13 protein-coding genes and 1 pseudogene are annotated in these 14,926 nt (G+C 71.7%); 7 read left to right on the top strand and 7 right to left on the bottom strand.

Annotated elements, in window-relative coordinates; translation table 11 throughout:
• The first annotated feature begins 21 nt into the window (after positions 1–21).
• Positions 22–735 carry a gamma-glutamyl-gamma-aminobutyrate hydrolase family protein gene (locus tag ASH01_RS00915; protein ID WP_056770227.1) on the top strand — a complete coding sequence of 238 codons (714 nt, stop codon included), beginning with the start codon at positions 22–24 and terminating at the stop codon, positions 733–735.
• A 387-nt stretch (positions 736–1,122) separates the two neighbouring features.
• On the top strand, positions 1,123–2,703 hold the full coding sequence (gene cimA, locus ASH01_RS00910; RefSeq protein WP_056824490.1) for a citramalate synthase: 1,581 nt from the start codon (positions 1,123–1,125) through the stop codon (positions 2,701–2,703).
• Here cimA and bioD read toward each other — a convergent pair.
• The 4 genes from bioD to bioB are packed head-to-tail and all read right to left on the bottom strand — an operon-like array spanning position 2,682 to position 7,083.
• A complete protein-coding gene (gene bioD / locus ASH01_RS00905; protein WP_056770222.1) occupies positions 2,682–3,386 on the bottom strand; it encodes a dethiobiotin synthase in 705 nt (234 codons plus the stop codon). The two genes, cimA and bioD, sit on opposite strands and share 22 nt — an antisense overlap.
• Positions 3,379–4,677, bottom strand: a complete 1,299-nt coding sequence (locus ASH01_RS00900) for an 8-amino-7-oxononanoate synthase (protein WP_056770219.1) — start codon at positions 4,675–4,677, stop codon at positions 3,379–3,381. Before ASH01_RS00900 ends, bioD begins: the two co-directional genes overlap by 8 nt.
• Positions 4,674–6,014 carry an adenosylmethionine--8-amino-7-oxononanoate transaminase gene (gene bioA / locus ASH01_RS00895; protein WP_056770216.1) on the bottom strand — a complete coding sequence of 447 codons (1,341 nt, stop codon included), beginning with the start codon at positions 6,012–6,014 and terminating at the stop codon, positions 4,674–4,676. The genes ASH01_RS00900 and bioA overlap by 4 nt, the downstream gene beginning before the upstream one ends.
• Complete coding sequence (gene bioB, locus ASH01_RS00890; RefSeq protein WP_056770210.1) at positions 6,007–7,083, bottom strand: biotin synthase BioB; 1,077 nt, start codon at positions 7,081–7,083, stop codon at positions 6,007–6,009. The genes bioA and bioB overlap by 8 nt, the downstream gene beginning before the upstream one ends.
• 122 nt (positions 7,084–7,205) lie before the next feature.
• Here bioB and ASH01_RS00885 point away from each other — a divergent pair, with 122 nt between their 5' ends.
• The 5 genes from ASH01_RS00885 to ASH01_RS22785 all read left to right on the top strand — a co-directional run bounded on the left by ASH01_RS00885 (position 7,206) and on the right by ASH01_RS22785 (position 10,963).
• Positions 7,206–7,781, top strand: a complete 576-nt coding sequence (locus tag ASH01_RS00885) for a TetR family transcriptional regulator (protein ID WP_056770206.1) — start codon at positions 7,206–7,208, stop codon at positions 7,779–7,781.
• Between the two features lie 176 nt (positions 7,782–7,957).
• Positions 7,958–8,347 (top strand): VOC family protein, encoded by a 390-nt coding sequence (locus ASH01_RS00880; protein ID WP_056770203.1) that lies wholly within the window; start codon positions 7,958–7,960, stop codon positions 8,345–8,347.
• A gap of 119 nt (positions 8,348–8,466) precedes the next feature.
• Positions 8,467–9,423 carry an IS1595 family transposase gene (locus ASH01_RS00875; protein WP_056770199.1) on the top strand — a complete coding sequence of 319 codons (957 nt, stop codon included), beginning with the start codon at positions 8,467–8,469 and terminating at the stop codon, positions 9,421–9,423.
• 17 nt (positions 9,424–9,440) lie between these two features.
• Positions 9,441–10,502: a DUF222 domain-containing protein gene (locus tag ASH01_RS00870; protein WP_156415359.1), complete on the top strand. Its 1,062-nt coding sequence runs from the start codon at positions 9,441–9,443 to the stop codon at positions 10,500–10,502.
• Positions 10,499–10,963 carry an HNH endonuclease gene (locus ASH01_RS22785; protein ID WP_156415357.1) on the top strand — a complete coding sequence of 155 codons (465 nt, stop codon included), beginning with the start codon at positions 10,499–10,501 and terminating at the stop codon, positions 10,961–10,963. Before ASH01_RS00870 ends, ASH01_RS22785 begins: the two co-directional genes overlap by 4 nt.
• Here ASH01_RS22785 and ASH01_RS23530 read toward each other — a convergent pair.
• The 3 genes and pseudogenes from ASH01_RS23530 to ASH01_RS00855 form a co-directional block, all read right to left on the bottom strand.
• Positions 10,891–11,143 (bottom strand): annotated as a pseudogene (locus tag ASH01_RS23530) (3-methyladenine DNA glycosylase); the annotation flags it as partial. The gene ASH01_RS22785 and the pseudogene ASH01_RS23530 sit on opposite strands and share 73 nt — an antisense overlap.
• Positions 11,144–11,297: 154 nt before the next feature.
• Positions 11,298–13,688, bottom strand: coding sequence for a heavy metal translocating P-type ATPase (locus tag ASH01_RS00860; protein WP_056770189.1), 2,391 nt, complete (start codon positions 13,686–13,688; stop codon positions 11,298–11,300).
• A 398-nt stretch (positions 13,689–14,086) separates the two neighbouring features.
• Positions 14,087–14,923: a hypothetical protein gene (locus ASH01_RS00855; protein ID WP_056772471.1), complete on the bottom strand. Its 837-nt coding sequence runs from the start codon at positions 14,921–14,923 to the stop codon at positions 14,087–14,089.
• Positions 14,924–14,926 lie beyond the last annotated feature (3 nt).

Raw genomic sequence — 14,926 nt, 5'->3', positions numbered from 1 at the left:
AGGCTGGAGCAGGAGGTCGTCATGGGTCGTCCGGTCATCGGGATCACCGCCTACGTCGAACGCGCGTCGTGGGGTCGCTGGGTCGACGTGCCCGGAGCCCTCGTGCCGCACCGCTACGTCCGACAGGTCGAGGAGGCGGGCGGGATCGCGATCGTCATCCCGCCGCGCCCGGACTTCGACGACGGGACGGCGCTCGAGATCGTCGCGCGCCTCGACGGCGTCATCCTCGCCGGTGGGGTCGACGTGGCGCCCGAGCTCTACGCGGACGAACGGCACGCCTCCGTCCAGGCCTCGCGTCCCGACCGTGACTCGACGGAGCTCGCCATCGCCCGGGCGACGGCGGGAACCGACGTGCCGCTCCTCGGCATCTGCCGGGGGATGCAGGTCATGGCGGTCGCGGCCGGTGGGCTGCTCGAGCAGCACGTGCCCGACCGCGTCGGCCACGACGAGCACTCACCGGCGCCGGCGACGTACGGCAACCACGCAGTACGCACCGTCGCGGGGACCCGGCTGGCCGAGATCCTCGGCGACGAGGCCGACGTGCCGAGCTACCACCACCAGTCCGTCCTGACCCATCCGGGCTACGAGGCCTCGGCGTGGGCCGACGACGGCACGCTGGAGGCGATGGAGGACCCGGACGCCTTCTTCCGGCTCGCGGTCCAGTGGCACCCGGAGGTCGGCACGGACCCGCGCCTCTTCCGGGCCCTCGTCGAGGCCGCCTCCACCAGCCGATGACGGATGCCGTCCCGCCCGGTCGAGGTGAGGTCGGACCCCGGGCGTGTGGCGGGATCACCTCGAACCGCGGAGTGGGACGGCGGTCCCACGATCCGGACGCGGTGTTTCGCGGATGTTTCGCGAGCCCTACCGTGAGCGTGTGATGAAGCGACCCGTGCCCACCCGCACCCTCATTATCGAATAGCGCGACGAGCACCCCTCGTCGCGCAGACCTCCCAACCCTGGGGGGTCTTTTTGTTTCCCGAACCACCCCGAGGGAGACACCGCGTAGGCCACCACCCCGGCCGCCGCGACCACGAGAAGAGACCGGGACGCCTCCCACACCCGCGTCGCCCGCCCCTGGACAGGCGGTCGGCCGAACCCCCGAGATCGAGGACAATGAAGGCCATGGAAGCGCTGCACGTCTACGACACCACCCTGCGCGACGGCGCCCAGCAGGAGGGGCTCAACCTCTCGGTGTCGGACAAGCTGGCCATCGCCGGGCTGCTCGACGATCTCGGGGTCGACTTCATCGAGGGCGGCTGGCCCGGAGCCAACCCGAAGGACACGGAGTTCTTCGAGCGGGCCCGCACCGAGCTCGACCTGCGTCACGCGACCCTCGCCGCCTTCGGGGCCACCCGTCGCGCCGGCGGGGTCGCGGCGGAGGACCCCCTCGTGCGTGCCCTCGTCGACTCCGAGGCGTCGGTCGTGTGCCTCGTCGCCAAGTCCCACACCGGCCACGTCGAGCGGGCCCTGCGCACGACGCTCGAGGAGAACCTCGAGATGGTCCGCGACACGGTCGGCCACCTCGTCGGCCAGGGTCGCCGCGTCTTCCTCGACTGCGAGCACTTCTTCGACGGCTGGCACCTCGACCGCGACTACGCCCTCTCGGTCGTGCGCACCGCGCACGAGGCCGGCGCCGAGGTCGTCGTGCTCTGCGACACCAACGGGGGCATGCTCCCGCACCAGGTCGAGGAGGTCGTCGCCGACGTCATCGCCTCGACCGGCGCCCGCGTCGGCGCCCACTGCCACAACGACACCGGCTGCGCGGCCGCCAACTCCGTCGCGGCCGTCCGGGCCGGGGCGACCCACGTCCAGGGCACCGTCAACGGCTACGGCGAGCGCACCGGCAACGCCGACCTGCTCACGGTCGCCGCCAACCTCCAGTTCAAGCTGGGGCTCGACGCCATGGAGCCCGACGCGTTCCGCCGGGCCATGCACATCGCGCACGCCATCAGCGAGGTGACCAACGTCCCCGCCTACAGCCGCCAGCCCTACGTGGGCGCCAGCGCCTTCGCGCACAAGGCCGGTCTCCACGCGAGCGCGCTCAAGGTCGACCCCGACCTCTACCAGCACATGGACCCGTCGCTCGTCGGCAACGGCATGCGCACCCTCGTCTCCGACATGGCCGGGCGGGCGAGCATCGAGCTCAAGGCCCGTGAGGCCGGCCTCGACCTGTCCGACCGCCCCGACGTCGTCGCCGCCGTGCTCGCCGAGGTCAAGGACCTCGAGCTGCGCGGCTGGACCTTCGACGCCGCAGACGCGACCGTCGAGCTGATGCTCCGCGAGGCGCTCGAGCCGGGCTGCACCGACTACTTCGAGGTCGAGTCGTGGCGGGTCATCACCGACTCCTCGGGCGAGGGGGACGCGACGTCCGAGGCGACCGTCAAGCTGCGCGCCGACGGTGCCCGCCTCATCGCGACGGGCGAGGGCAACGGTCCCGTCAACGCGCTCGACCACGCCCTGCGGGAAGCCCTGGCTCGCGCCTACCCGGAGATCGAGAAGATCGAGCTCATCGACTTCAAGGTGCGCATCCTCGACGCCTCGCACGGCACCGACGCCGTGACGCGCGTGCTCATCGAGACCTCCGACGGAGAGACGTCGTGGGACACCATCGGTGTGGCCGGCTCGATCCTCGCCGCGTCGTGGCGTGCCCTCACCGACGGCATCGTGCACGGTCTGCTGCGTCAGGGTGTCCCGAGGCGCTGAGCAAGCCCCGGCAGCCAGCCGGGAGCGTCGGCGGCGAAGGTCGCCGCGTCGTGGCGCGGGGCACCGAGCGGCACGGCGCCGACCAGGCCCTCGGGGAGCGCGCCGAGGTAGTCGCGGTTCGTCGTCTCGATGAGGTCGGGGTGCTCGGGCCACGCGCCGATGACGATGCCGAGTGGCCGGACTCCTCTGTGGAACAAGGCTTCTCGCGTCAACATGGTGTGGTTGAGGGTGCCCAGCGCACTGCGGGCCACGACGAGCACGCCGCTGTCGGGCAGGACGTTCGCGAGGTCGGCCAGCGTCTCCCCGGCGTCGGTGAGCTCGACGAGCAGACCGCCCGCGCCCTCGACGACGACGAGGTCGTGGCGTACGGCCAGGTCCGCGACGCGGGCCACGTGGTCGGCCAGGGTGGGCAGGTCGGCGCCCTCGAGCGCGGCCGCCGGCCTCGGCGCCATGGGCGCCCGAAGGCGTACGCCCTCGACGACCGCCACGCCCGTCAGGCGCTCCACCTCGGCCATGTCTCCCGGCTCGCCGGGTGCCACCCCGGTCTGCGTGGGTTTGTAGGCCGTGACGCTGAGCCCCGCGGCTCGTGCCGTGGCGACGACGGCCGCCGTGACGACGGTCTTGCCCACGTCGGTGTCGGTGCCCGTGACGAGGACGACGCGGGGAAGGTGCGCCTCAGTCATCGTCGCCGTGCGGTGGGATGGACCCGAGTGGCGAGGGTGGTGCCGGTGGTTGCACACCCTCGACGGCCGCGACCGACGGGAGGCCACGGACGGGGGAGGGAGCGTCCCCTGCCCGTGGCCCCTCGACGGTAGCGGGGTCGGGAGCCCCGCCGTGAATCGCGGCCGCCCGGGCCACGAGTCGGGCGGCCGCGTAGAGGTCGTCGCCGGACAGGTCGGCACGGGCCGTGACACGGAGGCGGGACACGCCGTCGGGCACGCTCGGTGGCCGGAAGCAGCCGACGAGGACACCCCGGGCGCGCAGGTCGAGGGCCGCGGCGACGGCGCTCTCGGGCGACGGCATCGGCAGCGACTGGACGGCTCCGGCCGCCTGGTCGATGCCACAGATCGCCGCGATGGTGCCGGCGTTGGCGCGGACCGCAGCCGTCAGGCTCGGTTCGTCCGCGACGAGGCCCGCGGCGGCGCAGGCTGCGGCGGCCGACGCGGGCGCGAGTCCCGTGTCGAAGATGAAGCTGCGCGCGGTGTTGACGAGGTGGTGGCGCACCGTGGTCGGGCCGAGCACCGCACCGCCCTGGGATCCCAGCGCCTTCGACAGGGTCAGGGTCACGACGACGTCGCGGGCCCCGACGAGGCCGAGCTCGTGGACGAGGCCGCGGCCGTGACCGGCCACCCCGATGCCGTGCGCCTCGTCGACGACGAGCAGCGCGCCGTGACGGTGGCAGACCTCCACGAGCGCGCGCAGGGGCGCGGCATCGCCGAGGACGGAGTAGATCGACTCGACGGCGACGAGGACCCGCCGATCGGGCCGCGCTGCGAGCTCGCGGTCGAGGGCTGCGGCGTCGTTGTGGGCGAACGTGGCGTAGGGGACCCGGGACATCCGGGCGGCGTCGTGGAGGGAGGCGTGCGCGTGGGCGTCGAGAAGGATCTCGGCACCCCGCCCACTCAGCGCGGTCAGCACCCCGAGGTTGGCGGCATACCCCGTCGAGAAGGCGAGCGCGCTCGCCTGGCCCGTGAGGCGGCACAGGGCGGCCTCGAGATCACGGTGGACGGGAAGGGTGCCGCTGACGAGCCGGCTCGCCGTCGCCGAGGCTCCGTAGCGCTCCAGCGCCTCGTGGGCGGCCGCCACGACACGGTCGTCGCGGGACAGGCCGAGGTAGTCGTTGGAGGCGAGGTCGAGCGGGTCACGCGACCCGCGCCGCGGACCGCCCAGACGCAGGACGGGGTCGAAGCGCTCGGTGCTGCGCTCGGCCCGCAGGTCGGAGCGCTCCGCCAGCCACGCGTCCCAGGTGCTCATCCGTGGACCTCTGCAACGGCGCCGACGACCCCTTCGGCGATGACACGGACGTCGTCATCCGTGCAGACGTAGGGCGGCATCGTGTAGACGAGGTCCCGGAAGGGGCGCACCCAGACGCCACGCCGCAGTGCCGCGCGGGTGACGCGGGCGACGTCGACGGGCGACGTCAGCTGCACGACGCCGACGGCTCCGAGGGTGCGCACGTCGGCGACGTGGGGGAGTGACGCCGCGGGAGAGAGGTGCTCGGCGAGCAGGCGTCCGACGCGGGGGACGTGGTCCTTCCACGTGGCCTCGACGAGCTCGACGGAGGCACTGGCCACGGCGCAGGCGAGCGGGTTGGCCATGAAGGTCGGGCCGTGCAGGAGGGCTCGGAACGCCGATCGGGTGATCGCTTCGCCGACCTCGCGTGTCATGAGCACCGCTGCGAGAGAGAGGTATCCACCAGTCAGAGCCTTGCCGACGCAGATCACGTCGGGGGCGACGTCGGCCCACTCCGAGGCGAAGAGGCGACCAGTGCGACCGAAGCCGGTCGCGATCTCGTCGACGACGAGGAGCAGGCCGTGGTCGTCGGCGACCTCGCGCAGCACCCGGAGGCAGTCGGGGTGGTAGACGTGCATGCCGCCGGCCCCCTGGAGGACCGGTTCCACGACGACGGCGGCGAGCTCGTCGGTGTGGGTCTGCGCGAGGTCGCGCACCTCGGCTGTCCAGACGTCGAGAGCGGAGCGGTCCGTCTCCCAGTGGTCCTCACCGGTGGGCGTGGTGACGAGGCGTGCGGCCGGTGGCCTCGGGGCGAAGACCTGCCGGGCCAGGGCGCCCGGGAAGGCCGAGTGCATGCCGTCGACGGGGTCGCACACGCTCATCGCGGCGAAGGTGTCACCGTGGTAGCCACCGCGCACGGTGAGGAAACGCTGGCGGTCGGGGCGTCCGCGCGCGGCCTGGTACTGCAGGGCCAGCTTGAGGGCGACCTCGACCGAGACCGAGCCGGAGTCGGCGAAGAAGACGTGGGCCATCGGGCCGGGGGCCATCGTCGTGAGGCGCTCGGCGAGCCGGACCGCGGGCTCGTGCGTCAGTCCGCCGAACATGACGTGGCTGAAACGGTCGACCTGCTCGTGGGCCGCGGCGTCCAGGACCGGGTTGCGGTACCCGTGGACGGCGCACCACCAGGAGGCCATCGCGTCGACGACCTCGAACTGCTCGCCGTCGGGGGCCGTGAGGGACAGCCGCACGCCCGAGGCGCCCTCGACGGCATACGGCTCGGGTCCGTCGAGCGGGGCATAGGGGTGCCAGACGAGCCCGCGGTCACGGGCGGCGAGCGGCGATCCCGATGCTTCAGGCATTGGCGGGAAGGTCCGTGCCGGCCCCCCGACGCCGCTTCGCCGGGTCGTGCGTGGCGACCGGGACGCAGCTCGGGACAGACGTGGGCCCGTCGGCGCCGAGGACGACGAAGCCGTGGTCGCGGATCAGCTCGAGGTCGGCCTCGGCGGCCTGCCCCTCGGACGTCAGGTAGTCGCCGAGGAAGATCGAGTTGGCGACGTGGAGGGCCAGGCCCTGGAGTGAGCGGAGATGCATCTCGCGACCTCCGGCGATGCGGATCTCCTTGTCGGGGTTCACGATCCGCGCCATCGCGAGGATGCGCAGGCAGCGTCCGGGCGTGAGCTCCCACGTGCCCTCGAGCGGCGTGCCGTCGAAGGGCATGAGGAAGTTGACGGGGATCGAGTCCGACCCGAGGTCGCGGAGGGCGAAGAGGGCCTCGACGAGCTGCTCGTCGGTCTCGCCGAGGCCGGCGATGAGGCCCGAGCACGGTGACAGGCCGGCGTCCTTGGCCTTGGTCACGGTGTCGACGCGGTCCGCGTACGTGTGGCTCGTGACGATGTCGTCGTGGTGCGACTCGGCCGTGTTGATGTTGTGGTTGTAGGCGTCGACGCCGGCCTCTCGCAGCCGCTCGGCCTGCCCGTCCTTGAGCAGCCCGAGGCAGGCGCAGACCTCGACGTCAGGGTGCTCCTGCTTGAGCGCGCCGACCATCCCGGCCACGCGCTCGACGTCGCGGTCGGTGGGGCCGCGTCCGCTGGAGACCATGCAGATCCGGGTCGCGCCGCCGCGCAGTCCGGCGGCCGCTTGCTCGATGGCCTCGTCGGGCTTCAGCCAGGTGTACTTGAGGATGTCCGCCTGCGAGCCGAGTCGCTGGGAGCAGTAGTGGCAGTCCTCGGGGCAGAGGCCCGACTTGAGGTTGACGAGGTAGTTGACCTTGACGGTGTTGCCGAAGTGCTTGCGGCGCAGGCGTGCTGCGGCCGCGACGACGGCCAGCAGCTCCTCGTCGGTGGCGCGCAGGACGTCGAGGGCGTCGTCGGTGCTCGCGGGGGTGCCGGCGAGGACGGCATCGGCGAGATCGTCGAATCGGCGGGTCATGCGGGCTCCTTGCGCGCGGCGTTGAACGGTGTTCAACTTGAACGGTGTTCAGTATGCCGAGTCGCTAGGCTCGGCTGTCAACGCGGGTCCGCCGGACCCGCATGCCGAGGGCAGGGGAGCGTGTGGCACTCAGTCGGGAGCAGGTCGTGGCGACCGCCGTCGACCTGCTGCGGCGCTACGGGCTCGGTGACCTGTCGATGCGTCGTCTCGCCCGCGAGCTCGGCGTCGCGCCCGGCGCCCTCTACTGGCACGTGGCGAACAAGCAGGAGCTGCTCGTCGAGGTGGCTGACGTGCTCCTCGCCGAGATCCCACTGCCGACGGGCGACCGCCCGCCGGCCGAGGCGCTCGTGGGCCTGGCCGTCGACGTCCGCGACGCGCTCGTGCAGGTGCCGGATGCTGCCGACGTGGTCGGGCTCGCGTATGCCGTCGAGCCGGGTGCCGCGCGGGCGCTCCGCGAGCTCGCCCGGCTCGTCCACGACACCGGCGCACCAGCGTCCGAGCGCGACGAGGTGGCGGCACTCGTCGTGCACCACATCCTGGGATCCGTCGCGGGGCAGCAGGATCGAGCACTCGCGGCATCGGTCGACCCCGACCTGCCGGCGCCGGACGCGACGGCCGAGGCCAAGGCCTTCGAGGTCGGACTCGCCGTCATCGTCCGGGGTCTCGCGGGCTCAGGCCAGGCGCTCCGGACGTCGTAAGTGCTGGGCGGTCCAGGCCCCGCCCAGCACGACCCCCTGAAAGGGTGGAGATCGTCGACGCGCGTGCCTGGACCTTCGCCGACACCCTTCAGAGCACGCGCGGTCGCGCCTGATACGCCGCACATGACTTTTTCTCCACGCCCCTGCCCGACACCCGGTCTTGGCATGCTGGTGCGATGCCGTTACGAACGACGAAGCACTGGTTCGGCGTCGTGCTCGACGCTCCCGACGCGTCCGCCCTGGCGCACTTCTACGAGCGCCTGCTCGGCTGGACGCTCTACAAGGACACCCCGGGCTGGGCGACGCTCGCACCCTCGGAGACCCACGGCTACAACCTCTCGTTCCAGACCGAGCCGAACTACGTGCGACCGGTCTGGCCCAGTGAGCCGGGGAAGCCGATCATGATGCTCCACCTCGACCTCGAGGTGGACGATCTCGACGCGGCCGTGGCATACGCCGTCGAGGTCGGGGCGGAGCTCGCTGAGCTCCAGCCCCAGCAGGACGTGCGGGTGCTGCTCGACCCTGCCGGCCATCCGTTCTGCCTCTACGTCGACGACTCCGACTGACGCGGATTTCGCTCTGCGCGAGCCGAATCGGCTGTGGACAGGTCTAGTCGGGAACGTGCGACGCGGGTAGAATCGAACACGTGTTCTGCATATCTGCTTGGGTGAAGTAGGATCTGTGGATGACCGCGAATCCGGTTCGGGAAGTGGACTACCCGTCCACCTACCAGCAGCTGCTGGAGTGGTTCCCGGACGACCAGTCCTGCCTGGACTACCTGGCCGGACTGCGCTGGCCCGACGGATTCGTGTGCCCGAAGTGCGAAGCCACTGAGTTCTGGCGCACCGGTGCCGGGCTGTGGATGTGCCGGGCCTGCGGGCGGCGCACGTCGGTCACCGCGGGAACGATCTTCGACCGGACGCGGACGCCGTTGTCGACCTGGTTCGCGGCGATCTGGTTCCTGACCTCGCAGAAGAACGGGATGTCCGCACTCGGCCTGCAACGGCTCCTCGGGTTCGGCTCCTACGAGACGGCGTGGGCCTGGATGCACAAGCTGCGCCGGGCGATGGTCCGCCCGGAGCGGGACAAGCTGTCCGGGATCGTGGAGCTCGACGAGACGATGATCGGCGGCGTCACCCGCGGCCGGACGGGCGGCTACGGCGACAAGGTCGCGGTCATGATCGCCATAGAACACAACGAAACCCGCCGCCTGGGCCGAGTCCGGCTCGGCGTCGCCACCCAGCCCGGAACCACCGAGCTGGTCGACTTCGCCACCCGGGTCATCGAGCCCGGATCAACGATCCGCACCGACGGCGCCCGCACCCTGCGCCGGCTCGCCGACCTCGGCTACACCCACGAGTTCACCCTCGGCTACTCCGCGCCCGACAAGGCCAGCGTGCTGCCCGGAGTGCACCTGGTGGCCTCACTGCTCAAGCGCTGGCTGATCGGCACCCTGCACTTCCGCGTCGAGGAGGCACACCTGCCCTACTACCTCGACGAGTACACCTTCCGGTTCAACCGCCGCAACGCGAAGTCACGAGGACTGCTCTTCTATCGGCTGCTCGAGCAAGCCGTCGACACCGACCCGCACCCGCTGAAGGGCCTGCTCAAGCCAGAAACCGGCATACCGGACTTCACCTAAGCAGATATGCAGAACACGTGTTCGAAGGTGTGGCGATGGTGACGGCGGAGGGCCTGGAGGCTCTCGTGTCGGCGCTGTCGCGAGTCGGGTCCGACGGTGACTCGGACCAGGAGCGGGTCGACCAGCTCGCGGTCCTCGAGCGTGTCAAGTCCGCGGTGGGGGCGGCCCAGGTGCGGGTGACAGCGGCCCTCGTCGAGTCCCAGGCGCAGGTCGCACAGGCCTGGCTCGACCGGGCGCGGGAGTGCTCCGACGCCGGGCACTTCGACGGGTGGCGCGCCGCGCGGGGGCAGGCCCGCGCCGCGTCGGTCGACGACGAGGGTGCGGCGACCGGGCAGCCATCGACCCGGTCGCGCAGGCGAGGTTCGTCGGGTCTGACGGGGGTCGCGGCGCAGGTCGCCCTGGCCCGGCGCGAGTCACCCGTCCGCGACGCGCAGCACGTGCGGCTGGCGCTCGCCCTGACCACGGAGATGCCGCACACGCTGGCCGCGCTTGAGGCGGGTGAGGTCAGCGAGTGGCGCGCGCAGATCATCATCACCGAGACCGCGACCCTGACGAGCGAGCAGCGCACCCTCGTCGACGCCGAGGTCGTCGGGCCAGTGGGTGACGCCGGTGACGCCCGGGACGTCGGCGAGCAGGTCGGTGCCCTGGGCGACCGCGAGCTCGCCCGTCGGGTCCGCGCCGCCGCGTACCGCGTCGACGCTGCCTCGGTCGTGGCCCGGGCGGCGAAGGCGAAGGCCGAGCGGCGGGTCACGATCCGCCCCGCCCCTGACACGATGGCCTACGTCACCGCTCTGCTCCCCGTCGCGCAGGCCGTTGCCGCGCACGCCGCCCTCACTGCGGCCGCCGATACCGCCCGCGCCGGCGGCGACGAGCGGGGCAAGGGCCAGGTCATGGCCGACACGTTCGTCACCCGGCTCACCGGGCAGACTGCCGCCGACGCGGTCCCCGTCGAGGTCCAGCTCGTCATGACCGACCGGGCCCTGCTCGCCGGCAACACCACGCCCGCGCAGATCCCCGGCTACGCACCGTCCCTGCCGTCTGGGCCCGCACGCTGCTCACCCGGTCCAGTGACCCGGTGAACGAACGCTCAGCCCCCGCGACGGTGTGGCTGCGGCGGCTCTACACCCACCCGGCCACCGGCACCCTCGTCGCGATGGACTCCACCCGCCGCACCTTCGAGGCAGGACTGCGGCGCTACCTCCTGACCCGCGACACCGGCATCTGCCGCACCCCCTGGTGCGATGCCCCTGCCCGACACCTCGACCACATCCACGACCATGCGGATGGCGGACCCACCAACGACACCAACGGCCAGGGCCTCTGCGTGCGCTGCAACCACACCAAACAGCTCCCCGGCTTCACCGCCGCGACCATCCTCACCCGACAACCCGGCGCACCCCACACGGTGCGCATCACCACCCCGACCGGGCACACCTACACCTCCCACGCGCCACCCCTGCTCCCCGGTCAGGGCCGGCGCGCGGTCTCGGCTGAGGTGACGACGTCGATGGCGTCGACGAGGCGGGTGCGCAGCGCCTGACCGCGGACTGAGAAGCCGCGCTGCGCGGCGGCATACTCCGCCTTTCCCTCGGCGGTCTCGATCCGCACGCGCCGCCCGCATGTCGAGGGTGCGGATGTCGCGGGCCAGCTCGAAGCAGTCCATGACGAGGTCGCTCGACACGGCGGGCACGAGCTTGTGGGCCCACGTGTAGGCGTCCATCTATGCGCGAGGATCGGATCAACAGCTGTGGGTAGGTCCCGTCCGCATGCCGAAGAGCGGACGCCCTAGCCGTGGACTCGCGGGTGCTCCGACGTCTCTCATGATTGCCAAGCGAGAGGCTAGAGCGTTCGCGGCTAGCCCTTCGGCGAGGCCGCTACAGCGCTTGCGTGCGGAGCCGGAGGGCGTTGCTGATGACGCTGACGGAGGACAGGGCCATCGCCGCTGCGGCGATCATCGGGGAGAGAAGGAGCCCGAAGCTCGGGTAGAGGACGCCGGCGGCGAGGGGGATGCCGGCGGCGTTGTAGATGAAGGCGAACACGAGGTTCTGGCGGATGTTCGACATGGTGGCCTTGGACAGCGCCCGGGAGCGGACGATGCCGGTGAGGTCGCCCTTGAGAAGGGTCACTCCGGCGCTCTCGATGGCGACGTCGGTGCCGGTGCTCATGGCGATGCCGACATCGGCCGCGGTCAGGGCGGGTGCGTCGTTGACGCCGTCACCAGCCATCGCGACGACGCGGCCTTCGGCGCGCAGCGCCTGGACGACGTCGCTCTTGTGGTCGGGCAGGACCTCGGCCTCGACGCGGTCGATGCCGAGGCTGCGGGCGACGGCGTTCGCGGTGACCTGGTTGTCGCCGGTGAGCATGACGACGTCAATGCCGTCCGCGCGTAGCTCCTTCAACGCGGCGGCGGTGGTGTCCTTGACCGGGTCGGCGATGGCGAGCACGCCGGCCACGCGACTGTCGATCGCGACGTAGACGGCGCTGGCGCCGTCGGCGCGCAGCCGGTCCGCGTCGGCGTCCTTGCTGGCTGTGTCGACGTCATGCCCGGCGAGGAACCGTTGACTGCCCACGAGGACGCGTCTTCCGTCGACGGTGCCGGTGACGCCCTTGCCGACGGGCGCGTCGAAGTCGGCTACGTCAGGAATGCTCAGCCCGGCGTCGGTGGCGGCGCGGACGATGGCCATCCCGAGGGGGTGCTCGCTGGCGCGTTCGACGCCGGCGGCGAGCCGGAGGAGCTCGTCCTGGTCCGTGCCGTCGGCGGCGGCGACGTGGGTGACCGAGGGGCGGCCCTGGGTCAGGGTGCCGGTCTTGTCAACGACCAGGGTGTCGACCGTCTCCATCCGCTCGAGTGCTTCGGCGTTCTTGATGAGGACGCCGAGGGAGGCGCCGCGGCCGACGCCGACCATGATCGAGACTGGCGTCGCGAGCCCCAGGGCGCAGGGGCAGGCGATGATGAGCACGCTGACGGCGATGACGAGGGCGTGCGCCAGGCGGGGCTCAGGCCCGACGGTCGCCCACACGATGAACGCGACCAGTGCCGCGGCGATGACGACGGGCACGAACACGGCCGACACCCTGTCGGCGAGCCGCTGGATGGGGGCGCGGGAGCGTTGCGCGTCGGCGACCATCTGGACGATGCGGGCGAGCATCGTGTCCCGGCCGACGTTGTCGGCACGCATGACGATCGACCCGGTCTGGTTGACGGTGCCGCCGATGACGGAGTCACCGGCCCGCTTGGTGACGGGCATGGACTCGCCGGTGACCATGGACTCGTCCAGGGTCGAGCGGCCGTCCTGGACGGCTCCGTCGACGGGGACGGACTCGCCGGGCCGGACGCGCAGCAGGTCTCCGACCTGGACCTGCTCGAGGCTGACGTCGGCCTCGGTCCCGTCGGGGTCGATCCGGTGTGCGGTCTTGGGGGTGAGGTCGAGCAGGGCGCGGATGGCGCCGGAGGTGCTCTCTCGGGCGCGTAGCTCGAGGACCTGCCCGAGCAGGACGAGGGTGGTGATGACGGCGGCGGCCTCGAAGTAGACGGCGACCGTCCCGTCCATCCGGAAGGACTCGGGGAACAGCTGCGGTGCGACGGTGGCGACCACGCTGAACAGCCACGCGACGCCGGTGCCCATCGCAATGAGGGTGAACATGTTCAGCTTCATCGTCCGGACGGAGGTCCAGCCGCGCTCGAAGAACGGCCATCCGGCCCAGAGCACGACGGGGGTCGCAAGGACGAGCTGCCCCCAGGTGGCCACGGAAGCGGGGATGGCGTCGTGCAGGGCTGGGATGAGCTCGCGCCCCATCGAGAGGACGAGCACCGGGAGGGTGAGGGCGACCGCGACTGTGAACCGGCGGGTCATGTCGGCGAGCTCGGGGTTGGGGCCGCTGTCCGCGGTCACGGTGACGGGCTCGAGGGCCATCCCGCAGATCGGGCAGGTGCCCGGGCCGGGCTGACGGATCTCGGGGTGCATCGGGCAGGTCCACTCGGTGACGTCGCTGGGGGCCGCTGCGGTGCCGGCGGGGTCCTCACGGTCGTGATGGTCGTGCTCTCGATGGTCGTGACCGGAGCCTGCATGTCCCACCGGGCCGGTCAGGTAGGCGTCCGGGCGCGCCTCGAACCTCGCGCGGCAGCCGGGGGAGCAGAAGTAGTAGTCGTGGCCGTCCCGCTCGAGGTGGTGCTCGCTGGTAGCGGGGTCGACGTCCATGCCGCAGACGGGGTCCTGCACCAACGAGCCCGTCGGGGAGATCGAGTGCTCGCTGTGCGTGTCCATGTCTCCATGATACCCCCATGGGGTATATGCGCAAGGGTGTGATGAGCCTTGGGGCGCCCAGCGGTCCCCTCGCCGGAGTTGAGACGGGCGGGCCCGACACCGGAGCGGGCGACGGCCATACGAGCCACCGCCCCGATGGAGCGAACTGTTCTGGCCCCGACGAGGCGTCGAATCCGTTGTGACGCCCTGTTCGCCGATGGGCACGTACAACAAGACCTCGATGTGGACGCAGCACTCGACGGACGGCGCTACCCAGCCGTCGCGTGGGCCACTCGCCAAGCGGCCGGAGCTACATGTCCCGAAGTCGGCCGCGGCCAATGGGTGGAGTACGCCACGGGTCGAGTTCTCGAAGGCCGCCCGCGGACTGAATGAAACGTCCTGACTTGCCGCGCTTGCGTTCAGCTCGAGGTTCGGGAGATCTGAAGCGTGAGCTCGATGGCGTCGACGAGGCGGGTGCGCAGCGCCTGACCGCGGACCGAGAAGCCGCGCTGCGCGGCGGCATACTCCGCCTTTCCCTCGGCGGTCTCGATCCGCGCCGCCCGCATGTCGAGGGTGCGGATGTCGCGGGCCAGCTCGAAGCAGTCCATGACGAGGTCGCTCGACACGGCGGGCACGAGCTTGTGGGCCCACTTGTAGAGGTCCATCCCGGCGTGGAGGCACCCCGGCTGCTCGAGGGCCGTCTGGCTCTCACGGGTCGGCGTCAACACGTTGAGTGGAGCGGCCTCGGGGGTGAAGAAGCGGTACGCGTCGAAGTGCGAGCAGGCGACCTGGTGGCTCTCGACCACGGCGTCGGTCCCGGCGCCGCCGAGCCGCAGCGGCCATCCCGCGTGCCGCACGTCGGTCGGGTCGAGCCGGTAGACCATGGCCCACTCGTGCAGCCCGAAGCAGCCGAACCGCGCCGGTCGACCTGCCGTGCCCACGAGCAGCTCGCGGACGAAGCGCAGCGTGTCGCCGCGGGCGGCCGTGAAGGCCTCGACGTCCACCCCGACGACGTCGCTGTCGACCTCGTAGAAGCGCCAGTCGACCTGCGGCGCGTGCGCTGCCCCCACGAGGGACGTGCCGGCCCCGGGGTGCCAGCGGCGCAGCTGTGCTGGCTTGAACGCGTAGTAGGTGAAGAGGAAGTCCTCGACCGGGTGCTTGCGGTGGTCGCGTCGGCGAGCCAGGTGCGCTGAGGTCGCTGTGTCGACACGCGCCTCGTGCGCCGCCGTCCGCTCGCGCCACTCCGGCTCGCTCATCAC

This window comes from Terrabacter sp. Soil811, from assembly GCF_001429655.1.
GTDB lineage: Bacteria > Actinomycetota > Actinomycetes > Actinomycetales > Dermatophilaceae > Terrabacter.
The sequence above is the reverse complement of the archived record's forward strand: the minus strand, read 5'-3'. Positions and strand labels throughout refer to the sequence as shown.